Annotated in this window: 20 protein-coding genes; 9 read left to right on the top strand and 11 right to left on the bottom strand. The window is 51.9% G+C overall.

From position 1 onward, the window contains the following. Positions 1–8: 8 nt before the first annotated feature. The 3 genes from ACYVC2_RS28020 to ACYVC2_RS28010 all read right to left on the bottom strand — a co-directional run bounded on the left by ACYVC2_RS28020 (position 9) and on the right by ACYVC2_RS28010 (position 2,314). Positions 9–1,286 carry a metal-dependent hydrolase family protein gene (locus ACYVC2_RS28020; RefSeq protein ID WP_461108204.1) on the bottom strand — a complete coding sequence of 426 codons (1,278 nt, stop codon included), beginning with the start codon at positions 1,284–1,286 and terminating at the stop codon, positions 9–11. Between the two features lie 81 nt (positions 1,287–1,367). Further along, positions 1,368–1,799 carry a hypothetical protein gene (locus ACYVC2_RS28015; protein WP_461108202.1) on the bottom strand — a complete coding sequence of 144 codons (432 nt, stop codon included), beginning with the start codon at positions 1,797–1,799 and terminating at the stop codon, positions 1,368–1,370. Positions 1,800–1,858: 59 nt separating this feature from the next. Further along, a complete protein-coding gene (locus ACYVC2_RS28010) occupies positions 1,859–2,314 on the bottom strand; it encodes a DUF4920 domain-containing protein (RefSeq protein ID WP_461108200.1) in 456 nt (151 codons plus the stop codon). Between the two features lie 112 nt (positions 2,315–2,426). On the opposite strand from ACYVC2_RS28010, the gene ACYVC2_RS28005 reads away from it, so the two are divergent. Genes ACYVC2_RS28005 through ACYVC2_RS27995 form a run of 3 tightly spaced genes read left to right on the top strand, consistent with a single transcriptional unit; the run spans position 2,427 to position 5,497 of the window. Continuing rightward, a complete protein-coding gene (locus ACYVC2_RS28005) occupies positions 2,427–4,469 on the top strand; it encodes a M13 family metallopeptidase (protein WP_461108198.1) in 2,043 nt (680 codons plus the stop codon). Between the two features lie 43 nt (positions 4,470–4,512). Continuing rightward, positions 4,513–4,938, top strand: a complete 426-nt coding sequence (locus ACYVC2_RS28000; RefSeq protein WP_461108196.1) for a lasso peptide biosynthesis B2 protein — start codon at positions 4,513–4,515, stop codon at positions 4,936–4,938. 1 nt (position 4,939) lies between these two features. After that, complete coding sequence (locus tag ACYVC2_RS27995; protein ID WP_461108194.1) at positions 4,940–5,497, top strand: DinB family protein; 558 nt, start codon at positions 4,940–4,942, stop codon at positions 5,495–5,497. A gap of 18 nt (positions 5,498–5,515) precedes the next feature. Here ACYVC2_RS27995 and ACYVC2_RS27990 read toward each other — a convergent pair whose 3' ends face one another. From ACYVC2_RS27990 to ACYVC2_RS27965, 6 genes are all read right to left on the bottom strand, one after another. Continuing rightward, positions 5,516–6,208: a hypothetical protein gene (locus tag ACYVC2_RS27990; RefSeq protein WP_461108192.1), complete on the bottom strand. Its 693-nt coding sequence runs from the start codon at positions 6,206–6,208 to the stop codon at positions 5,516–5,518. Positions 6,209–6,350: 142 nt separating this feature from the next. After that, positions 6,351–7,427: an aminotransferase class V-fold PLP-dependent enzyme gene (locus tag ACYVC2_RS27985; RefSeq protein WP_461108191.1), complete on the bottom strand. Its 1,077-nt coding sequence runs from the start codon at positions 7,425–7,427 to the stop codon at positions 6,351–6,353. Between the two features lie 12 nt (positions 7,428–7,439). Continuing rightward, complete coding sequence (locus ACYVC2_RS27980; RefSeq protein WP_461108189.1) at positions 7,440–9,374, bottom strand: hypothetical protein; 1,935 nt, start codon at positions 9,372–9,374, stop codon at positions 7,440–7,442. Positions 9,375–9,460: 86 nt separating this feature from the next. Continuing rightward, on the bottom strand, positions 9,461–11,365 hold the full coding sequence (gene serA, locus ACYVC2_RS27975) for a phosphoglycerate dehydrogenase (RefSeq protein ID WP_461108187.1): 1,905 nt from the start codon (positions 11,363–11,365) through the stop codon (positions 9,461–9,463). 141 nt (positions 11,366–11,506) lie between these two features. Then, positions 11,507–11,794: a nucleotidyltransferase family protein gene (locus ACYVC2_RS27970; RefSeq protein WP_461108185.1), complete on the bottom strand. Its 288-nt coding sequence runs from the start codon at positions 11,792–11,794 to the stop codon at positions 11,507–11,509. 5 nt (positions 11,795–11,799) lie between these two features. Beyond that, positions 11,800–12,807, bottom strand: a complete 1,008-nt coding sequence (locus tag ACYVC2_RS27965; RefSeq protein WP_461109716.1) for a YheT family hydrolase — start codon at positions 12,805–12,807, stop codon at positions 11,800–11,802. A gap of 99 nt (positions 12,808–12,906) precedes the next feature. On the opposite strand from ACYVC2_RS27965, the gene ACYVC2_RS27960 reads away from it, so the two are divergent. Together ACYVC2_RS27960 and ACYVC2_RS27955 are read left to right on the top strand one after the other, a co-directional pair. After that, complete coding sequence (locus ACYVC2_RS27960; protein ID WP_461108183.1) at positions 12,907–13,386, top strand: DUF6932 family protein; 480 nt, start codon at positions 12,907–12,909, stop codon at positions 13,384–13,386. Beyond that, positions 13,383–13,595 (top strand): hypothetical protein, encoded by a 213-nt coding sequence (locus ACYVC2_RS27955; protein ID WP_461108181.1) that lies wholly within the window; start codon positions 13,383–13,385, stop codon positions 13,593–13,595. The genes ACYVC2_RS27960 and ACYVC2_RS27955 overlap by 4 nt, the downstream gene beginning before the upstream one ends. A gap of 59 nt (positions 13,596–13,654) precedes the next feature. Here the strand turns inward: ACYVC2_RS27955 and ACYVC2_RS27950 are convergent, their stop codons facing one another. Further along, on the bottom strand, positions 13,655–15,472 hold the full coding sequence (locus tag ACYVC2_RS27950; RefSeq protein ID WP_461108179.1) for an acyl-CoA dehydrogenase: 1,818 nt from the start codon (positions 15,470–15,472) through the stop codon (positions 13,655–13,657). Between the two features lie 151 nt (positions 15,473–15,623). Here ACYVC2_RS27950 and ACYVC2_RS27945 point away from each other — a divergent pair, with 151 nt between their 5' ends. From ACYVC2_RS27945 to ACYVC2_RS27930, 4 genes are all read left to right on the top strand, one after another. Further along, a complete protein-coding gene (locus ACYVC2_RS27945) occupies positions 15,624–16,154 on the top strand; it encodes a DUF2911 domain-containing protein (protein WP_461108177.1) in 531 nt (176 codons plus the stop codon). Between the two features lie 281 nt (positions 16,155–16,435). After that, positions 16,436–17,311, top strand: coding sequence for a hypothetical protein (locus tag ACYVC2_RS27940; RefSeq protein ID WP_461108175.1), 876 nt, complete (start codon positions 16,436–16,438; stop codon positions 17,309–17,311). 119 nt (positions 17,312–17,430) lie between these two features. Continuing rightward, positions 17,431–19,383 carry a sialate O-acetylesterase gene (locus ACYVC2_RS27935; protein ID WP_461108173.1) on the top strand — a complete coding sequence of 651 codons (1,953 nt, stop codon included), beginning with the start codon at positions 17,431–17,433 and terminating at the stop codon, positions 19,381–19,383. Positions 19,384–19,441: 58 nt separating this feature from the next. Continuing rightward, positions 19,442–20,149, top strand: coding sequence for a hypothetical protein (locus ACYVC2_RS27930; protein WP_461108171.1), 708 nt, complete (start codon positions 19,442–19,444; stop codon positions 20,147–20,149). 108 nt (positions 20,150–20,257) lie between these two features. On the opposite strand, the gene ACYVC2_RS27925 is transcribed toward ACYVC2_RS27930, so the two are convergent. Continuing rightward, on the bottom strand, positions 20,258–20,695 hold the full coding sequence (locus tag ACYVC2_RS27925) for a DUF4174 domain-containing protein (RefSeq protein ID WP_461108169.1): 438 nt from the start codon (positions 20,693–20,695) through the stop codon (positions 20,258–20,260). Positions 20,696–20,699: the final 4 nt, after the last annotated feature.

The following is a 20,699-nucleotide window of genomic DNA, read 5'->3' as shown; positions in this document are numbered from 1 at the left end:
ACTATTTACTATTGCTTATACACCTTCCCGTTTTTCATGACGAACTGAACAGCCTGTAAAGTTTTGATATTCTGGATCGGGTTTTCGCTGACCGCGATGATGTCGGCAAACTTACCCGCTTCGATCGAGCCAATCTGCGTTTCCATACCCAACAGTTTGGCATTGGTCATCAGAGCCGCTTTGATGGCTTCGACGGGCGGCATGCCCGCTTCGACCATGTATTCAAACTCTTTGGCGTTATAGCCGTGGATAAACACCCCGGCGTCCGTACCGAAGGCGATCTTAACTCCAGCTTTGTATGCTTTCCCGAATGTTGCCTGAATCTTCGGGCCGATCGCCAGCGCTTTTGGGACAACCAGGGGCGGGTAGTAGCCGAAATGCCGGGCCGAGTCTGCGGCCGTTTTTCCGGCAATTATCGTCGGAACGTAGTAGGTGCCGTATTTTTTGAATAATTCGATGGCTTCGTCGTCCATCAGCGTGCCGTGTTCGATGGTCTGTACGCCAGCCCGAATGGCACGCTTCATGCCTTCGGCGCCGTGAGCGTGGGCCGCTACGGCAAACCCATAATCTTTGGCCGCATCAACAACCGCTTTGACTTCTTCTTCCGTAAACTGGGGGCCCGAGCCATCCTTGGCGTTGCTCAGGACACCCCCGGTGGCCGTAATCTTGATCAGGTCGGAGCCGTCTTTATAGCGTTGCCGAACCGCTTTTCGGGCATCTTCCGGGCCGTTGATAACCCCCTCTTCCGGACCGGGGTCGCCCATCAGATCTTTGCGATAACCGTTGGTCGGGTCGGCATGACCGCCGGTGGTTGCAATGGATTTGCCGACGGTAAGAATCCGCGGACCATCGACCAGCCCGGCGTTGACGGCATTGCGCAGCGACACGTTTACACCCGAGCCGCCCAGGTCCCGCACGGTAGTAAAGCCTGCCAGCAGGGTCGTTTTGGCATATTGAGCTGCCTGATAGGCCACATCAGCCGGATTTTTAGTGAATCCGTCGATGGCTCCGCCCCGGCGCGTCTGACTTTCCAGGTGCACATGCATGTCGATCAGACCGGGTAGCACGGTTTTGGATTTCATATCCACGACCCGGTCCTGACCGCTAGCTGCGGTATAACCCTTCTGAACAGCCATGATCTTAGTCCCTTCCACGACAATGGTCATCTGGGGTTGGAGACCATTTCCGACCCCGTCAAAAAGGTTGCCGCAGTGAATCAGGGTACGTTGGGCAAACAAAGGAGCCGCGAGCAGGGATAGCCCTGCCAGAAAGTATACTTTTTTCATAAAAGTTTGTTGGTTGGGTACAAAAAAGGGCTGTAACGATCGGTTACAGCCCTCAATCTACAAAAAGACCTCGAACAACGCTTATAATTTTGTTACCTGAACGACCGCCGTTTTTGGCTGGCCAGTCGAACTAGTGCTGGGGTAAGGAGTAACCTCACGCAGAATCACTTTGTAAACAGCATTGCTCAGGGTCACGCCGGTTGAGTCCGGACGCTTGTTTGTACTCGGGCCCGGATCGGCTCCCAACGCTACGCGGACAGCGCTCGAATCGGTGGCCGTCGACACCATCAGCTTCACCCGGGCCTGACCTGCCCAGATACAATTGGCTTCCATGGGACAGCGGCTATCCTGAATGGAGTCGACCCGCACCGTTACGTCTGAACCTAGCCGTCCCGATTGATGGAGCCCTAGTGAAAGTGAATCCGATGGCGTCGACTCGGTCGATTGACAAGCCGAAAAGAGCACTGTTCCAACGATGAATAAACCAGAAAACCACTTTACTGAAGCGAACATAATTCCTGTAATTTTTTCTACAAGGACACGCTCGTTAAAAAAAGGGTTGGAACGGCTGGCTATTTTTTTACGATGACGCCGTCAGCCACGAAAGTCAGGGCTTTTTCGGGCTCGGTAATTTTCGCGATGTCTTCTTTCGATTTGCCGGCATCCTGTGCGTAATGGCGCAGGTCGGCTACGGGAGTCGTACTGGTTTCGGCCAGCCCTTCGACCACCACCGTTTTGCCGACAATATCTTTCGGAACAAAGAAACCGTAGTCTTTAAAGGTAACGCGCATCGTCTGGCCCTCGCCGGTTTTTACTTTCATCCAGCAGCCTTTCACTTTGCAAACCGATTCTACCGTACCTTCGACTTTAGCGGGCATTTCACTTTTTTCGCCCATCTTCGTGGCTAACTGGGTAGCCGGAATGGCACCGGTTTCAGTTATTTTTTTGCCGTGGTAGCTAATCTCCGACTGAGCAAATGCGCCGAACGAAGCGGCCACGAGCAGGCTGGCCAACAGAAAAAATTTCATAGGAATATGAGATTATGACGTGTAATTGCTTTAAACACAGGCTAAGTACCAACGGCTCCCGGCCCGTTTATGTACTCAAAAATACTTATTTAGACGTATTCTAAAAGCATTCATGACACGAATTTCGCAAATACTTCTGATCGGTTTAAGTACATCTGCCCTGATGGCCTGCCAGAAAGAGAAAGAAGCACCCGGTCGCACGTCGTTTTTCGACAAGTCGGGGATGGATACGACCGTCAGTCCGGGCAATGATTTCTTTACGTATGCCAATGGAAACTGGGTAAAGAAGACTAAAATTCCCGGTGACCAGACTGGGTGGGGGTCGTTTTATCAGCTATATGACGAAAACCAGCAAAAGACCAAATCTATTCTGGAGGAAGCGGCTAAGGCAGACGCCAAAGTGGGTACTGTAGAGCAGCAGGTTGGCGATTTCTACGCCAGTGGCATGGATACGGCGACCATCGATAAGCTTGGCTATGACCCTGTCAAAGCCGAGCTCGCTAAAATAGCTGCCCTGACCGATTACAAACAGGTGCTGCAATACCTGGCCACCAACCAAACCAACCGGGGAGGGGAGTTTATCGGACTATATATTGGGGCCGACGACCGGCAGAGTTCCATCAATCGGATCAATTTTAGCCAGGCCGGTTTATCGCTCCCTGAAAAAGACTACTATACCCGCACCGACGAGGCTACAAAGAAAATAAGGGCAGCTTTTGTGGCTTATGTCGCCAAACTCTTTACGCTGATCGGGGTAGATTCAACCTCCGCCAAAACCAAAGCCAGCGCAATTCTAGCTTTCGAAACCACGCTCGCCAAATCGCACAAAGCGCCCGCCGATCTGCGCGACCCGGTAGCAAACTACAATAAACTGGCCGTGGCCGAGCTGACCCGGAAAATGCCCAATCTGAACTGGCGGCTGCTACTCGACAGCATGAGCCTGGCCCGCATCGATACGGTGCTGGTAGCACAGCCCGGCTACTATCAGGCACTGGACAAACTCCTGCCCACCACCTCCATCGATCTCCTGAAAGACCGGCTGGTGTTCGATTTGCTGGATCATAACGCCAGCCTGCTCAGCAAACCCTTCGAGCAGGCCAGCTTCGAGTTCAACAGCAAAACGCTGTACGGTCAGCCGCAATTACCCGACCGCTGGAAACGCATTGCCGACCGAACCGACGGAGCGCTGGGCGAAGCGCTGGGGCAGCTATGGGTAAAAAAATACTTTCCGGCCGAAGCCAAGGAGCGTATGCTGACGCTGGTCAACAACCTACAGAAAGTGTACCGGGATCGCATTGAGAAACTGGACTGGATGGCCCCCGAAACCAAGAAAGTGGCCCTGACGAAGCTGGATCGGTTTATCAAGAAAATTGGCTACCCCGACAAGTGGAAGGATTATTCGGACGTCACCATCAAACGCGACGATTATTACGGCAATGTTCAGCGGGCGCGGAAGCACTATTTTGCGGAAGAGTTTGCGAAAATCAATCAGCCCGTCGACCGGACCGAGTGGGGCATGACGCCCCCAACGGTGAACGCCTACGCGAATCCGACGAACAACGAGGTGGTATTTCCGGCCGGGATTCTCCAGTTTCCGTTTTTCGATAAAGATGCCGACGACGCCATCAATTACGGCGGTATCGGGATGGTGATCGGCCACGAAATGACCCACCTGTTCGACGATCAGGGCCGTCAGTACGACGCCAGCGGTAATCTCCGCGACTGGTGGACCAAGCAGGATGCTGAGCGCTTCAAAACCAAAACGCAGGCGGTTGTCAATCAGTACAATGGCTATACCGTGCTGGATAATCTGCACCTGAACGGTCGCCTGACGCTGGGCGAAAATCTGGCCGATCTGGGCGGAATTACACTGGCTTATCAGGCCTTCAGGCTAACGAAGCAAGGAAGCGCTTCTACGGAAAAAATCGACGGCTTTACGCCCGACCAACGGTTTTTTCTGGGGTTTGCGCAGGTCTGGCGGATTAAAGTGCGCGACGAAACCGAGCGTGCGGGCATTTCCACAGATCCGCATTCGCCCGCTAAATTCCGTGTGAACGGACCTCTGACGAACTTTGAACCTTTTTACCGGGCATTTGACGTTAAACCGGGACAGAAGATGTACAAACCGGAGGTTGATCAGGCGAAAGTATGGTAAAGCCTGTGTAAGTCACAAGAATAGTGGACTAAGTTTGTCAATAATGAAAGCCTGGCTGCGACGATTTAAAAAATTCTTTTCCTATCCAGTTGCCGAACAGGCGGTGGTTGTCGAAGCGTTTTGGGTTGTGCTGCTGGTGCGGCTGGGGCTGAAGCTCTTATCGTTTCAGCGATTCCGGCAGGTGTACGCTTCGTTGCTGCAATCGACATCCGTTCGTGATGTGCCGAGTGCACTCATCGAGCGATATGTCTGGGCAATTGAGCGCGTAAGCGGTTCGCTATCAGCTGTATGTTTGCCGCAGGCGCTGGCCTTGAAGTTTTTTCTGCGAAACGACAAAGCGACCGAAATTGTAATCGGTATCGAGAAAAATCAGGGTTTCAATGCTCACGCCCGGGTCGAGAAAAACGGTCGGATTTTGATCGGTGATTTGCCCCAGATGAATTTTCAACCGATCTGGAAATGGCAGTAAGATGAAAACTAACCCTCTTACGACAGAACAGGAACGATTAGCCACTGGCTGTCAGGCCTTTGTTAACCAGGCTGATAGTCTCTCGGAAGAGGAGTTTTTCCGGTCAATAGCTGGAAAATGGTCGGTTGCTGAGGTAATGCAGCACCTTTATCTGTCGGCAAGACCAGTCGCCCGGTTGATGACTGGCCCACGCGCGGTATTTGCTCAATGGGGGAGAGCCGAAACGCCTTCACAAACGTATGATGAACTGGCAGCCGCTTACCAGCAGGTGCTGACAAAAGGCGCCAAAGCCCCCGCTACCATGTCGCCCCGGCCGGAAGACATGCAGGTAGAAAAACAGGTTTTGGTCGATCGATTCACAGATGTGTATCAGGCGCTGATCGATGCCATCGACACCTGGTCACAGGCTGAACTGAATGCGTACTGTATGCCCCATCCGGTGCTCGGCAAATTGACCGTGCTGGAAATGCTCCATTTTACCAGCATACATACCCAGCACCACCTGCAGTTATTGCCGGTCATAAAAAAGACGACTGATTCCGACCAGTCGTCTTTTTGAGAAGCGCTGTTAGCCCACTCAACGTTGGTTTTGTCGACGGTTGCCTACCCGGCCAAAATAGTAATTGACGCCGATTTTCAGCCGTCCTCCTTTACCACGGCTTACGGTCGGATCGATCTTGTTGTAGAAATTGCTTTCAAAAGAAAGCTCGGCACCCAGCCGGTGCAGGATCCAGGCCATGACGCCGATTTCCAATCCGACGCTCGTGTATTTAGACTTCGTATCCGCCGAAATATTGTCCGAAAATTCGCGACCGCTGTTCAGGCTGGCGCCCACGAAGCTGCTGATGCGGGTGCGGAAAGGATAATACCGGGCAAAAGCACCGAACTGTCGGGCATGGTATTTATTCCCAACCAGCCGGTCGACGTCGTAGCGTAGCCCAGCCGCAAAACCGGGCTGGAAAAAATAGCCTGCGCGCAAGTTGGCATCCGTGTATACCTGCCCGTTTGTTGCCCCCAGGCCCAGGCCACCACCACCAAAAATGTTGCCTGGTTCGAACCAGCTCAACTGATGCGTTTGCTGGTAATTGCGCGACCGATCGATTTCGTCTTCGATTTTCTCGCTGGCCTGAGCCGCCTTCTGGCGAACCTCCTGCTTCGTTTGCTCATCGATGAGCGGTCTGGACCGATCTGATGAATCAGATCGATTCTGAGCCAGGCCTGCTACAGACAGACCTGTCAATAAAGTTATAGTCGTAAGTAATGTTTTCATCGTCGTTGAGGTAAATGTATGATGCCTTATTAACTGTAGAGAGAAAATAAGGTTTGGTTACAGTGTGAGTTTGGTGGGGCCTGAACAAGAAATGCCCGCTTATACGTAAGCGGGCATCAACTGGCAGAAGGCGGTAAAATAGCTACTTTTTCAACTGCTCGATCAGCGCGGCCATCTGTTCGGCGGATACAGCCGGGAAATTCGCAATGCGTAGCTGAGACTCTTTTAATTTGCCGTATCCGCTACCCACGACTAGGTTAGCAGCTTTACAGGCTGCAATAACCTCCGCCGACGGTTTTTGTGTGTCGGCCACGATAACTGTTTGGGAGCGGTGCCGCTCCTGTTTGACAAAAGGCTGGTAAGCCCCCGACGTTTCTAAAAATTTATAAAGCATCCGGGCTTTTTCTTCGGTTTGCCTGCGCAGCGTGTCGACGCCGATGCGATTAAAATCCTCCGCAATCTTACCGAGCAGGTAGATATACAGTACGTTGGGCGTAGCGGGCGTTTCGAACGTTTTGTAATGCTTCCAGAGCGTCGGCAGGGTATGGTGCGCGCCGATGGTGAGCGAATCGTTGGGTAATAAAGACTCGGCTTTTTGCAGGCAGTCTTCACTGGCAATCCAGACACCCAGTCCCGCCGGCATACCAAAGGCCTTCTGCACCGAGAAAAACGCCGAGTCGATGAGGCTAAAGTCGAGATCGGGGTAGGGGGCCGACGAAACGATGTCCACACAAAACAGCTTTTTCGGGTATTTGCGTTTCAGCTTATGGATTTCAGTGGTGCGCATCTGAACGCCCGACGAGGTTTCGTTGTGGGTCACGCAAACCAGTTCGGCGTATTCGGGCACGTCGATTTCTGCTGCGTCGAAGCCTTCGCCAAACGGTTTTTCCAGCACGTGAGTATGCTTGTGCAGGGCATTGGCGTAATCGTAAAATTTCTGCGAGAACGACCCGTTGACGAGGTGAAAACTCTCGTATTCAACGCAGTTCAACAGCACCCGCTCCCACACCTCCGAAGCCGAGCCGGTAAAGAAAATTCCGTGCGTAGAGGGGACAGACAGCAACGTTCGCAACTGTTCGTCGGCAAACCTGTAAATGTCCCGGAAGCGTTGACTGCGGTGCGAAATCGAGCCGATCTGTTCATCCAGAGCCTGTTGCAGGTGTTGGTAAAACGTCGGATAAAGCTCGGCTGGTCCGGGAGTGAAGTACGTTTGGGGCATAATGATCAGAAATTAAGGAGTAGCTGAGCAGCCGCACGGAAACCGAACGGACTGACCTAATTGACGATTTACCTTCTGGCGCATAGAAGCCGGTTTCGGAATGAACACGATGCGACCGGCACCGGGAATTTCAGTCGACGCAACGGGCCGACCGACGCGTTTGTAAAATTCTTCCACGCAATCTTTGGGCAGTAAATCTATACAGAGATTGATCCCGGCGAAGTCGTTGTATTGGTAAAATTGCTCGAAAAAACGCCACTGCTCGTCGGTCAGGCAGGTAGTTAACTGTTTAGCCGCCCAGAGGTTATGCGTATCCGGATGATCCAGTAAAGCTCCCCAGCCCGCTTTGACAAAAGGCTGAACCTGCGCTTCGTTTAGTCGACCAAAATATTGCCCCACCGTTTTTTTGCCGTGAAACCGCTGAAGTGCATACAGCGTGTTGTTTCGCTGATACAGCGGGCACAGGCCCTGACCGAACCCAACGCCGTTGCCTCCAATCACGCAGAAAGGCCAGTCCAGAATGGCTTCGCCCGGTTGCTGGCGAATCCGGTTCATGTACGGGTCGAACGAAGCCGGAAAATAATACGGTTCCTGCGTATGCCGAAAACCATACACGCTGAATACCTCTACCAGACCGACGAGCAGCAAGATCGTCAGCGCGATGGGCCGAACCCGACCGCTCCAGTGCAGGGCGAAGATGGTCAGGATAACCGGGTAGGCGATCGTGACGCGGGACGGAATGCGGTTGAAGCGATCCCATGGAAAAATTTGCAGAATCGGCATCTGAATGGGATGGTACAGCGCGTGCATCACTCCAAACACCACGAAGGGTACGTACGCCCAGCGAATCGATTTGCGGGTTGTCCAGAAACCCAGAATGCCTAAAATAAGCAGAAACCAGCCTGCACTACCCGCCCCGTTGCCTTCGGGCATGTCGTGCAGGTAACGACCCAGCGGATCGATGACCGGATTGAACCCCGGCAGGTACGGCATCAGTAAGCGCAACGGATGTACCCAGCCGTGTCCACCCGCAAAGCGGTCTTTGAAGACAAAGGAATTGGCGGCCTGAAAAACCTCCAGCAGAAGTGGTACATACAGCCAGGCCAGCGCAACCACGAGCAGGAGTAAAACTACCGGAACCAGTGGCCGCAAGCGGGCTTCCTGCCACCAGCCATTGATGACCTGACCGATGCGCTGAGCAGGCTTACCCGGCCCGCGGACCAGCCGCCAACCTAAAACCGCACCGATGAACAGGGAATTGAGGGCAAACGAACTGAGCGCATAACCGAGGATATAGCCGACATCATGGCCCAGGCAGAGGGTCAGCAGTAGGCCTTTCAGCAGCAGGAATCGGAGGCTGACAGACTCTTTGAGAACCACCCGCCGGGTCAGCAGAAAATCGGTCAGCATGCTCAGCACCGTCCAGTGAATCATGGCGTAGGCATAGTGACCAGGGTATTTATTGAGCGCGTAGAAATTCAGGAACGTGACGAACAGACCCGCCAGTGCCGCCCGAAAGGCTCCGTAGTCTTTTCGGAGCAGAAGATACGTGCCGGTACTAAGGACGAATAAACTAAGCAGGTAATAAACATTGAGCCAGGGGCCGTTACCGAAGAGGTGGTAGCCAATGGCATAAAAAAGATTCTGCTCGAATGCCCATCCCTGAAATACGTGATTGGTGCCATAGGGATAGAGCGTCTGATCGTTGATGAGGTCAAGATGGGGAAGGGGCGTAAACGACAGGTTTTTCGCTACGTAATATCCCATGTAATCCCACTGATCGATGTCGCCCGCGTTGAGATCGGCCAGTGGCCCACTGAAATTTCGGAGGAAAAAAGCCCCGTAGAGGATAGTAAGACATCCGAAAATAAGCAAAACAACGCCGGACGAAAACCACCGGGCGTAACGCGCTTCATTCGGAACAGGCGTAAAATAAGTGTAGTGCATAAAGAGCGAATGAACGGTTCGCCGGATGGTGAACGAGCGAAAGGAAGCGGACGTACGAAGGCCTTCTCCCTTTCGCTCGTCCGCCTTTAGTAGAGTAATCGAAACTTGATGGTGTTGTCAATCTCTTTCAATTCCTGGACGACCTCATCCGCATATTCTTTGGCTACGTCGGTAATTACGTAACCGATCTGCTCGTTGGTTTTCAGGTACTGCCCGTGGATATTGATATGGTATTTGGCAAAAATAGAGTTCATTTTGGCCAGAATACCCGGTACGTTGGCGTGAATGTGCAGCAATCGGTGCGCACCCTTCAGCAGCGGCAGTTGCAGTTCGGGGAAGTTTACACTGCCGTAGGTGCTGCCATTGTTGATATATTCGAGGAGCTTACCCGGCACGAAGTTACCGATGTTTTCCTGGGCTTCTTCGGTGCTACCGCCAATATGGGGGGTCAGAATAACGTTCGGCAGATTCCGGAGGGTACTGACAAACTCTTCGTTATTGGTCTTAGGCTCCTGCGGAAACACATCGACACCCGCCCCGGCTACTTTGCCGCGCTCGATGGCATCGACCAGGGCCGGAATTTCAACCACGTGTCCCCGCGACAGATTCAGGAAAATTACCCCGTTTTTCATCAGGCTGAACTCCCGGTAGCTGATCAGATTCTTGTTTTCCTTCCGCCCGTCGGTATGCAAGCTGATAATGTCGGCAATGGCCAGCAGTTCGTCTAGCGACTTGCATTTACGGGCATTACCCAGCGCGAGTTTATCGACAATATCATAGAAATAAACCTCCATACCCAGGGCTTCGGCCACGACCGATAGTTGCGTACCGATGTTGCCATAACCCACCAGACCGAGTTTTTTGCCGCGCACCTCGAAGCTGTTTTTCGCCGACTTATCCCAGCTTCCTTTGTGCATGGAATTACTCTTTGGTACAATGCTCCTGATCAGCATAATAATTTCGCCGACGGCCAGCTCCACCACCGAGCGGGTATTGCTATAGGGTGCGTTGAAAACGGCAATGCCTTTCTGGGTGCAGGCATCGAGATCGATCTGGTTGGTGCCGATGCAGAACGCACCGATCGTCATCAGTTTGTTGGCATGTTCCAATACCCGGGCCGTCACGTTCGTTTTCGAGCGGATACCCAGAATCGATACGTCGCGGATGGCCTCGATCAGCTCATCTTCGTCCAGCGCTCCTTTTCGGATTTCGACGTTAAAGCCTTCCTGCTCAAAGAGTTGAACGGCTACGGGGTGAACGTTTTCCAGCAGCAGCACCTTGATGCGGCTCTTGGGATACGATTGACTGCGGCTCAAGTTGTTATGGTATAAAAATTCGTCGAGTGAGGGCGCTACGTAATCGGCTTTTTCGACCACCCGCGGACGCATGACGTTTTCGGTGAAGGCATAAAACCGATTGGCCAGCCCGGACGCCCGAATTTCGTAATCCGTATAGCCATCGCCAATGACATAAACTTCGCCATCGAGATTCAGATTTCGAATCACCTGCGACTTACCGCCGTTGGCCGACAGGGGGTTTTCAGGATCGAAACCGATAATCGCGCCGGTTTCGTCGAACACGAACGTGTTGGCAAAAACATGCTCATCCCGAACGCCCAGCGTGGTAACGATGGGCACGATGAACTCGCGGAAACCATTTGAAACGACGTAAATATGATCGGCATTTTCGGTCAGAAACTCTTTATTCCGCTGGAAGGAATCGGAGATTTTACCCATCAGATTTTCGATCAGCGCGGGCAGTTGATCGCGGTGAGCCTTGAGCAGATTCAGCCGCAGATTCAGGGATTCCGTAAACGAAATCTCGCCCGACATACCCCGGTCGGTGATGGCCTTGATCTGGTCCAGCACGTCGTTTCGGTCGGGGCGGCCAACGAGGGAAATTTCGCCCAGCACATCGAGCGCTTCTACTTTCGTGAAGGTGCTGTCGAAATCGATGATGTAATACGTCTGTTCAAGTGGTTTGGTAAGCATAATTTACAGTGGTTCAACATCCGCGCCTTCCGGCAATTCATTTTCTAAAATTTCTTTTATCGTTTGTTGAAGGAGAGGTAATTGAACAAGGTTAAGTCAACCGCTTCTAACATATCCGTTAGCAAAATATAGGCTGAACGCTTAGACATAGTATAATTGGTTGGCTATGTAAGGCATCAATTTAGGCTTTATGCCTTGTCGTGTGACCAAATCGACAGGTTTCTGCAGGAGGTTTTCCAGTTCGATTGATAAGTCAATGAACTCAAAACCAACCGGATGCTTAAATTTCACTAATATATCGACGTCGCTACTTTCGGTTGCAGTGCCGTCTGCATACGAACCGAACAGAGCTATTGACGCCAGTGGATAAGTGTTAAACAAACGCTCCTTATGAGTCTGTAAAAGCTGTTTGATTCGCTGTCCGTCCATATCATTTACTCACTTTTGAGAAATTTCAGCGCCCGTTCCTCCGACCAGTACGTTCCCTGGATACCACCAGTCTTTGGCGGAAAGCCGCAATGGCCGCCCTGCTCAGGAAACTCCATCCAGACGTTGGGGAGTTCCCGACCCAGCTCTGCCGGGAAGCATTCGACCGACAGAAACGGGTCGTTTTTGGCATTGACAAGGAGTGTCGGGACAGCAATTTTCGGAATAAACTGAAGCGAACTGCTGCGTGTATAGTAATCCGTTACGTCCCGAAATCCATTCATAGGTGCCGTAAATAAGTTGTCGAACTCACGAATGCTGCGGGCGCTGCTAACCGCCGTAGTCGGAAAAACGCCGGGCATTACAGCGGCTTTCTGCATCACTTTTCGCTTCAATGTCCGATTGAACCGGTAATTATAAACCAGGCTATCCCATTGTTCAAGCCGACGGGCCGAACCCATCAGATCGACTGGGACCGAAAACACGACGGCTTTTTTTATAGCCGGGTTAATAGCCTGTCCCTGCTCACCCAGGTATTTCAGCGTCACATTGCCGCCCGCACTAAAACCCATGAGGTAGATGGTTGAATACCCTTTTAAAAGCGCCTGTTGAATAACGAAGTGTAGATCACCGGTTTCGCCGATGTGATAAAAACGTTCCTGCCGGTTGAGTTCGCCACTGCACGAGCGGTAATGCCAGGCCAGACAATCGAAGCCATTGGCCGTCAGATGCCGAACCATTCCCGCCAGGTACTGACTCGTCGAGCTGCCTTCCAGACCGTGAGAAAGTATGGCTAAGGGCAGAGGGCGTAGGGCAGATTCATCTTTAACCCCTATGCCCCTGGCCCCATGCCCTTTGCTCCAGTCTAAGTCCAGAAAATCATCATCAGGGGTTTCGATGCGTTCGCGGACGTAAGAAACCTGAACCTTGCGAAACAGCGAGGGAATGATGGTTTGCAGGTGGCCGTTCCACAAACGAGCGGGCGGCTCATAACTCGATGGGGCAATCAGCGGCATTACCAACGCGGGCGATTGAAGTCGCAAAGGTAAGGGTTCTGGCGCTTAGAAATTTACTGGCAGCCAAAAATCATTGTTTTACCGTCCGTTTTGCCAGGAATGCTGTACTTTACTGAACATGGGCTACTAAGGCCAGCCGAGGGTATTTTGACCTCTATGGAGGAGATTAGGGACGTTTTCGTCCGGCCCTTCGACAACTCTGAAACACGGGAGCGGCTTTTTGGAGAGTGGATGAAGTACAATCGAATGTTGCGGCAGGAGCTTGGCGAAGGGTTCCTGCAATGGGTGAATGGTAGCTTCGTTACGCAGAAACTAAATCCTAAAGACGTGGATATCGTTAGTTTCATCCCGTCTCATCTTTTTCGTAAATTTGAGAAGCGTCTCGATTATTATTGGACAGATAATTGGGAGCGGGAGGGAGTCGATGCATATCTGGTCGAACAGCATGCTGACGATAGTCTGTATTTTAGTTTGTACAGAACGCAACTGGAGAATTGGAAAAAACTCTATACGAAGACTAAAGTAACGGATAAACCGGCTGGTGCTTCCAAAGGATTTTTACTTGTTAATGTCGAATGACCGAGCAACAATACGCCCAGGCATTGAGCCAGCAACTGGATATGATCGCCGACTTTAAGCGATGTCTGGCTGACCAGCAAGAGCATGGCACCGATTTGGGTGTAAAACAATACCAGCAGTTGATTGGAAAGCTTTTTCAGGAATTAGACGCCTTAATGACGTTAGCGCCCGATCATTTAAAGCACGAGGTGATCGTTCATCAGGAATAAAAAAGCAAAAATGACCATGATAAATAGATGGTTATTTTTGCTTTTTGACGAGGATGTCCTCAGAGCGCCAGTTCCTTCTCGGTGACGATCGTCAACACTTCGGTGTCCATAAGCCGTTGGGCCAGCCCCAAAGTTTTCGGCACTTCGTAATGGAAGAAGAATCTCATCGTGTGAATTTTTCCTTCGTAAAAGGCCAGCTCGTCGCCCTGCGGATTCTGAGTCAGCAGCGCCTGCTTGGCAACAATAGCCTGTTTTAGCCACTGCCAGGCGATGATAACAATACTGAAAAAGTCAAGGAATAGCGTTGCGTCGGAAAGATACCGTTCGATATCGCCCTTCTGCGCGTGCGGCATCAAACTTTGCAGAACGTCTTGCGTCCGTTTGAGCTCGGTCGTCAGTTTATCGGCGTAAGGTTTCAGGTCATCGAATATGCTGGCTTCTGCAATGGTTTTGCTGATTTCAGCGAATAACAGTTGTGGGGCTTTGCCGCCTTTCATGGTCATCTTGCGACCCAGCAGATCCTGCGCCTGAATACCGGTTGTTCCCTCATAGATCGGCGTAATCCGAATGTCGCGGTAGAGCTGCTCGACCGGAAAGTCTTCGGTATAGCCGTAACCGCCAAGCGTCTGCATACTCTGGCTCACGGACTGAACCCCCATTTCGGATGGGTACGATTTGGCAACCGGCATCAGCAAATCCAGCAGCAGAAAAGCGTTCTCTTTCTCATCGCCTTCTGCTACTTCGCTAATATCGTAGAGCCGGGCGGCTTCCAGTAATAAAGATAATGAACCTTCGGTTATGGCCTTCTGGAGCAGGAGCATCCGCCGAACGTCGGGGTGATTGATAATAGGCGTTTGCGGAGCATCCAGGTGATTTTTTTCATTCAGCCGCCGACTTTGCGGCCGCTCTTTGGCGTATTCGAGGGCGGCATGATAGGCGGCTGTAGCAATGGCCGTTGCCGTCATACCTACCCCGATCCGGGCTTCGTTCATCATCTGAAACATATAGGGCAAGCCCTGATGCGGCTCACCCACCAGGTAACCAACCGTGTTATCGTTCGAGCCCATGGTCAGGTGCATGGCCGGAACGCCTTTCTGCCCCATTTTGTGGTAAACGCCCGTAGAAGTCACATCGTTGTCGACAAAGCCGTCGGCGGTCGGCCGGTATTTGGGGACAACGAATAGCGAGATCCCTTTTGTGCCTTTCGGGGCACCGTCGATACGAGCCAGCATCAGGTGAACGATATTCTCGACCGCATCATGATCGCCCGCCGAGATAAACACTTTCTGGCCTTTGATTTTATACGCGCCCGGCCCAGATTCGCCATTGGATTGTGGAGTGGCCGTAGTCGTGACATCCGACAGGGAAGAACCCGCCTGCGGTTCGGTCAGCGCCATGGTGCCCTGCCAGGTGCCCGCCAACAACTTCGGAATATACGTTTCACTCAGTTCGGAGGAGCCAAACGAGATAATGAGGTGAGCCGCACCCGCCGACAGGCCCGTGTACATCATGCCATTGTTAGCCGCCATCAGAATAAAATTGACCGCCGAGCCGATTAATTTGGGCAACTGCTGACCGCCCTGCTCAAACGGGAAACCCGCCCCGATCAGGCCCGCTTCGCCCATGGCCCGCAGGTATTCTTTTATTTTCGGATGGACCATGAGCTGGCCGTTTTTAAGTTCAGGCTGGTTTTGGTCGATCTCTCTCAAATAAGGGTGCATGAGCGTATCGGCAATGTAGGTAGCCGAGTCGATAACGAGGTTGAACGTCTCGCGATCGTGCGCGTTGAAATAGTCGTACCGGGTCAGTTCTTCGGCTTTAAAAACTTCGTGTAACAGAAACTGCAGGTTACGCTTACTAAAATACGGAGTGGCCATAAAAAGCAATTGAATGAGGGAGTTGGCGATGGTTGATACCGTTCCATAAGTAAAAGTACGACTTTACGAACGGTTGTTGCTGAGTAGTCGAAAAACTATCCTTTACTTTACGCCGTTTATACCAACGCATAAAACAAACTATTATTTACCCATGAAAAAGCTGCTTTTCGTAGTTGCGCTCCTGTTGACTACAGTGTCGCTGACCCAGGCTCAAGATCAGAAGGCACCTGCCAGCCCAAAAATAACGGCTGAAAGCCCGGACAAGAACATCAAAATTGTGTATGGCCAGCCTGCCAAACGGGGGCGGGTTATCTTCGGTGCCGAAGGGTCGAGCAGCCTGGAAAAATTTGGTAAAGTCTGGCGCACGGGCGCTAACGAAGCCACGGAAATAACCTTCAAGAACGATGTTATGTTCGGTGGAAAGCATGTCAAAGCGGGTACGTATACGCTCTTCACCATTCCCGGCGAAAAAGAATGGAGTGTTATTCTGAATAGTACACTCGGCCAATGGGGTGCTTACGATTATGACAAAATCAAAGGAACGGACGTAGCAACGGTAAAAGTGCCGGTCTCGATGAACAAAACCCCCATCGAAAAACTCACGATCACGCCCGCCAATAGCAGCATCGCCATTGCCTGGGACAACATGACCGTTTCGGTGCCGATCATGAAACACGGTTGAGTTGATCTACCCAACCCGTTTGCTCATTTATGGCTTTTTGACAACGGTTTATAAAAACGAAACTCGACTTCTTATGAGTCGAGTTTCGTTTTTATAAACCGTTGTTTGCTTGGTCATTACACGCTATTTAGTAGATATTTCAGGTTTTTGTGTTTGTAAGGCAGATCGTTCCTGTGGCAGGCTTAGACCCTGAGTAATTTTATTGAAAATTAATTATACATAAGTGGTTAACAAACAAACGTTTATCGCGTTATTTGTTAAACGCTTTAACCGGATACCCGATGATGAAACATTACGTACTGTATATACTGTTCAGCCTGGCTGTGTTGCCCGTCTATGGACAGGGTATCACGGACTATTATCGGTTGCCGGAGGGGGGATCTCAATACGCTCATCTGGTAAAGCGTTATGGTGGTCCGGCTATTCAAAATCGCTGGTATGTAGCGCTGGACGGATTTGTCCGAACCGACCGCGCTCAGCTCGACAATTCATTCAATGGCCTCATCCAGAGCGACCGCGTAGTTAAACCAGGCTGGGGCGTTACGGTAGGCTGGGCCTATCGGGAGCGGTGGGCTGTCGAAGCGGGGTACGCCCGCATGCCGGCGCATACGCAGGTATCGGTCGTCAATGCCAGTTCACCATTAAGTTTCCGATACACAAACAATCAGAATGCTTTTGTGCTGCGGGGTAAGCGACTCATTCTGTCCACCAGCAAGCCGTGGCTCCGGTCGGGTTTCTGGCTCAGTGGCGGCTTATGGGGCGTCCCGAACAATGGCCAGCGCGAAGGTAATTTTCTGGTTTCGGGCTATCAGTACCTGAGTATGCGGGAAGCACGCAATCCGGTTCAACTGGCGGGGCATACCTACTCAAACGCGCAACTAAGCACGCTCGCCGAGGTGGGCGCCGAATACAACATCCGGTTGAGCAACACGGTCGATCTGAGCTTTTCAGTACGCAAGTATTTCGGGCTGAGCAGTTCAATCACGACCGATGTGACTTACGCCGTCAATCAGACCACGCTCCAGCAGGCTCAATTACAGGGCGCGGGGACAGGCATGAGCTTCGGCACAACGCTCCGCTACACCTTCAGCACAAAACGTAAGCTGACGAATGTGCTGGAAGTTCAGGGGAAAACCCGACTGGGCAGACTCCAGTAACGCGAGTAACGACTGAGAAAAGTAAGGAAAACATAGTAGGTGGCTGGAAGGGCCACCTTTTTTGTTGGGTGGCCCCGCCGGGGCTGCCCGATGGCTTTTCTTAAAATCACGGACTACGAATGAAACCCTCGCCCCGAAATCTACTATTGCTCAGCCTGCTAACGGTTCAAACGGTTTGGGCGGAAGTACGCTTACCGAATGTGTTTGGTATGCACATGGTACTGCAACGCCGAAAACTCGTACCTGTCTGGGGATGGGCCGATGCCAACGAGAAAGTGACCATCACGCTCAATGGCCAGACCAGGACCGTAAAAGCCGCCAAAGATGGCAAATGGCGGCTTAATCTCGATCCGATGGAAGCGGGTGGACCGTATAGACTGCTGGTGAAAGGTAAAAGTAACGCAGTTACGTTCGATGATGTGCTTGTCGGTGAAGTCTGGATTTGTTCCGGACAGTCGAACATGGAGTGGCCATTGAGTGCAGCCGCCAATGGTAAGGAAGAAATCAAAACCGCCAACTACCCGAAACTACGGCAGTTGCTGGTGAAAAAAGACATAAGCCTGACGCCCAAGGATAATCTGGAAGGAACCTGGAGCGTATGCAGCCCGGAAACAGCCCCCGCCTTTACCGCGGTCGGCTACTTCTTCGCTAAGCAACTTCAGCAGGAACTGAACGTACCTATCGGGTTAATCAACACCTCCTGGGGCGGCACCCATTCCGAAACCTGGACCAGCCGGGAAGCCATGAACCGGAACGACGAATTGCGCCCGGTGGCGGGGAAGCTTCCCGCTTCTTACGAAGAAGTCATACGGAGCGGCAAAGAACGGATCGACGCGCTTTTGCGGGAACAGCAGGGTGGTTTGCCAGCAACCGCTGAGGAACAAACCTGGGCTTCGGCAGGCGCGAACGATAGTCAGTGGCGGAGCATGAACATGCCCGGCGACTGGGAATGGAGCGGTTTGCCAACGTTCGACGGGTCGGTCTGGTTTCGGAAAGATATTACCCTTCCGGAAAACAGCAAGTTGTCGAAAGCGGTGCTGCATATCGGCTCCGTGGATGACCGGGATTCGACGTTTGTCAACGGTCAGCTCATCGGCAGCAGAAAGGGTGGGGGAGCCCGCGAGTATGCCGTACCGGAAGGGCTTCTGAAACCAGGTCGAAATGTAATTGCCATCCGCGTTACGGATACCGGTGGGTCAGGCGGATTGATGGGTCGGCCTGATCAGCTTCACCTGACCACCGACAATATAGACATACCGCTGTCGGGGGCATGGAAATACCGGGTTGCCAGTGTGTTTGCCTCGTCGTATAAACCGGGTCCCAATACCTACGGTACACAGTTGTTCAACGCCATGCTGAATCCATTGATTCCGTATGCCATTCAGGGAGCTATCTGGTATCAGGGCGAATCGAACGCGGGGCGTGCCTACCAGTATCGGAAAACCTTTCCGCTGATGATCGAAGACTGGCGTCAGCACTGGGGTTACGATTTTCCATTTCTGTTCGTTCAGCTTGCCAGCTTCAATGCCGCCAATGGCGACAGCCGCCACGGCAGCACCTGGGCCGAACTCCGGGAGGCACAGACGATGACGCTGCAATTGCCTAATACGGGGATGGCCGTCACCTCCGACATTGGCGAGCGATCCGATATTCACCCGAAAAATAAAGAGGACGTTGGTAAGCGTCTGGCTGCCGAAGCCATGCGGGTTGCTTATCAGAAAAAGGGAGTGAGTACAGGCCCACAATTCGACAAACTGACGGTCGACGGCAGCCGGGCAGTGCTGACCTTCCGGAATGGAAACGGCCTGTGGGCCAAGGATAAGTATGGATACCTGAGAGGCTTTGAACTAGCCGGCGATGATCAGAAGTTTTACTACGCCAAAGCCGATATTCAGGGCAATACGGTGGTGGTTCACGCCGATTCGGTTGCGAAACCAGTGGCCGTGCGTTACGGATGGGCGGACGACAATGGGGATGCAAATCTGTACAATCAGGAGCAGTTTCCGGCCGTACCGTTCCGCACAGACACCTGGAAGGGAATAACCGAAGCGGCAAAATTCGGAGACAGATAAGTTACCGATTCGATATACGGTCCGTCATACGTATTCTGCTGAAAAACGACTGTATCGCATGATTAAAGACCATTTCCTGAGAACCCTGCTTTTACTGACGGCAACTGCCAGTTATGCTCAGGTAGAGTACAATACGGTTCAGAATGTCCGTATTTATGCACCCACGTATAAGCCGCCAACAGATGTGCAGGGATCGCCTTATGTACCCCGTGATAGCGTACTACCGGGTTGGCTGGTCAATGGCACCAAGCGAATACCGGCTAAACTACGCTACAATAGTTATTCGGGGGAGGTAGAGTTTTTACAGGGTAACCGTATGGTTGTGCCCGCTAACGCAATTGCCGAATTCACCATTTTAGGCGATGACACGCTTCAGTTCCATCGGGGCTTTCCGGCCGTCGGGTCACGATCAGCTAACGACTTCTACCAGCTTCTTTACAATGGCCGTAGAACAAAGCTGTTGAAAGCAATCTCGACTGTAATCAAAACGAATGCCGAAATAATGCACAACGACTTCGGCAAGAAATCTTTCCAGAAACGGGAGGAATATTATGTATGGATCGCCAAAGAAAAGCCACCGCTGGAAAATTATTTCCTGAATACATCGGAAGGTGAAATGAAGCAGGTGGCCGCCAATAAAAAGTCGCTGACTAATCTGTTTCCACAGTATATCGATCAGATCGATCGATACCTGAGTGAGCAGAAGAACAGACTTAGATCATGGACAGAATTTATAAGCGCGCTGCGGTATGTGGAGACACTCTAATCAGAACCTGGATTTATGTGATTTGACTGACCGACTTTGATTTTGTTCGTCGCTTTTGAAGAAAGCAAAAATCAAAGTCGGTCAGTCAAATCACATAAATCCGGGTTCCTATTGCTTTGCTTCCTGCCTGCGCATGGGCATGGTGTCGATCAGTTTGAACAGATCGGCTGAGCTGACCGGTTTCTTATAGGTTTCCTTAACGCCACCGTCTTTGCCGATGAGCCAGCCTGCAAAGTTTTCAGCCGGATTAAGTTTGTACTCATGCATCAGAAACTGACGGTCGGGCTCGGGCACGAGCGAAGCGACCAGCACGATCACGTCCAGATCTCGTTCGGTCATGCCGTCTTTAGCCTCCGTGAGGGCTTCCTGCTGTTCGATTAAGTAGTGTTGCGCGTCGTCGCGGCCGTACAGCAGCAACACTCGCCGGTGGTCTTTTTTTTCGTTCAATATCGCTTTGAGCGATTTTTGCTGATTTGCTACGCTTTCCATACCAGGAGTAAGCCCCATTAGCAGGACTATCAGACTCATCAACCAACGACGTCGCATAGTG

It is taken from the genome of Spirosoma koreense, from assembly GCF_054777875.1.
The sequence above is the reverse complement of the archived record's forward strand: the minus strand, read 5'-3'. Positions and strand labels throughout refer to the sequence as shown.

What these genes read in the sequence shown, in the direction of transcription:
- ACYVC2_RS27985 (WP_461108191.1), bottom strand. Translation starts at nt 7,427, where the DNA reads ATGCCCCAAACGTACTTCACTCCCGGACCAGCCGAGCTTTATCCGACG.
- ACYVC2_RS27970 (WP_461108185.1), bottom strand. Translation starts at nt 11,794, where the DNA reads ATGGACGGACAGCGAATCAAACAGCTTTTACAGACTCATAAGGAGCGT.
- serA (WP_461108187.1), bottom strand. Translation starts at nt 11,365, where the DNA reads ATGCTTACCAAACCACTTGAACAGACGTATTACATCATCGATTTCGAC.
- ACYVC2_RS27935 (WP_461108173.1), top strand. Translation starts at nt 17,431, where the DNA reads ATGAAACCCTCGCCCCGAAATCTACTATTGCTCAGCCTGCTAACGGTT.
- ACYVC2_RS27945 (WP_461108177.1), top strand. Translation starts at nt 15,624, where the DNA reads ATGAAAAAGCTGCTTTTCGTAGTTGCGCTCCTGTTGACTACAGTGTCG.
- ACYVC2_RS27990 (WP_461108192.1), bottom strand. Translation starts at nt 6,208, where the DNA reads ATGAAAACATTACTTACGACTATAACTTTATTGACAGGTCTGTCTGTA.
- ACYVC2_RS27955 (WP_461108181.1), top strand. Translation starts at nt 13,383, where the DNA reads ATGACCGAGCAACAATACGCCCAGGCATTGAGCCAGCAACTGGATATG.
- ACYVC2_RS28010 (WP_461108200.1), bottom strand. Translation starts at nt 2,314, where the DNA reads ATGAAATTTTTTCTGTTGGCCAGCCTGCTCGTGGCCGCTTCGTTCGGC.
- ACYVC2_RS27980 (WP_461108189.1), bottom strand. Translation starts at nt 9,374, where the DNA reads ATGCACTACACTTATTTTACGCCTGTTCCGAATGAAGCGCGTTACGCC.
- ACYVC2_RS28015 (WP_461108202.1), bottom strand. Translation starts at nt 1,799, where the DNA reads ATGTTCGCTTCAGTAAAGTGGTTTTCTGGTTTATTCATCGTTGGAACA.
- ACYVC2_RS27950 (WP_461108179.1), bottom strand. Translation starts at nt 15,472, where the DNA reads ATGGCCACTCCGTATTTTAGTAAGCGTAACCTGCAGTTTCTGTTACAC.
- ACYVC2_RS27940 (WP_461108175.1), top strand. Translation starts at nt 16,436, where the DNA reads ATGATGAAACATTACGTACTGTATATACTGTTCAGCCTGGCTGTGTTG.
- ACYVC2_RS28005 (WP_461108198.1), top strand. Translation starts at nt 2,427, where the DNA reads ATGACACGAATTTCGCAAATACTTCTGATCGGTTTAAGTACATCTGCC.
- ACYVC2_RS27995 (WP_461108194.1), top strand. Translation starts at nt 4,940, where the DNA reads ATGAAAACTAACCCTCTTACGACAGAACAGGAACGATTAGCCACTGGC.
- ACYVC2_RS27960 (WP_461108183.1), top strand. Translation starts at nt 12,907, where the DNA reads ATGCTGTACTTTACTGAACATGGGCTACTAAGGCCAGCCGAGGGTATT.
- ACYVC2_RS27925 (WP_461108169.1), bottom strand. Translation starts at nt 20,695, where the DNA reads ATGCGACGTCGTTGGTTGATGAGTCTGATAGTCCTGCTAATGGGGCTT.
- ACYVC2_RS28020 (WP_461108204.1), bottom strand. Translation starts at nt 1,286, where the DNA reads ATGAAAAAAGTATACTTTCTGGCAGGGCTATCCCTGCTCGCGGCTCCT.
- ACYVC2_RS28000 (WP_461108196.1), top strand. Translation starts at nt 4,513, where the DNA reads ATGAAAGCCTGGCTGCGACGATTTAAAAAATTCTTTTCCTATCCAGTT.
- ACYVC2_RS27965 (WP_461109716.1), bottom strand. Translation starts at nt 12,807, where the DNA reads ATGCCGCTGATTGCCCCATCGAGTTATGAGCCGCCCGCTCGTTTGTGG.
- ACYVC2_RS27930 (WP_461108171.1), top strand. Translation starts at nt 19,442, where the DNA reads ATGATTAAAGACCATTTCCTGAGAACCCTGCTTTTACTGACGGCAACT.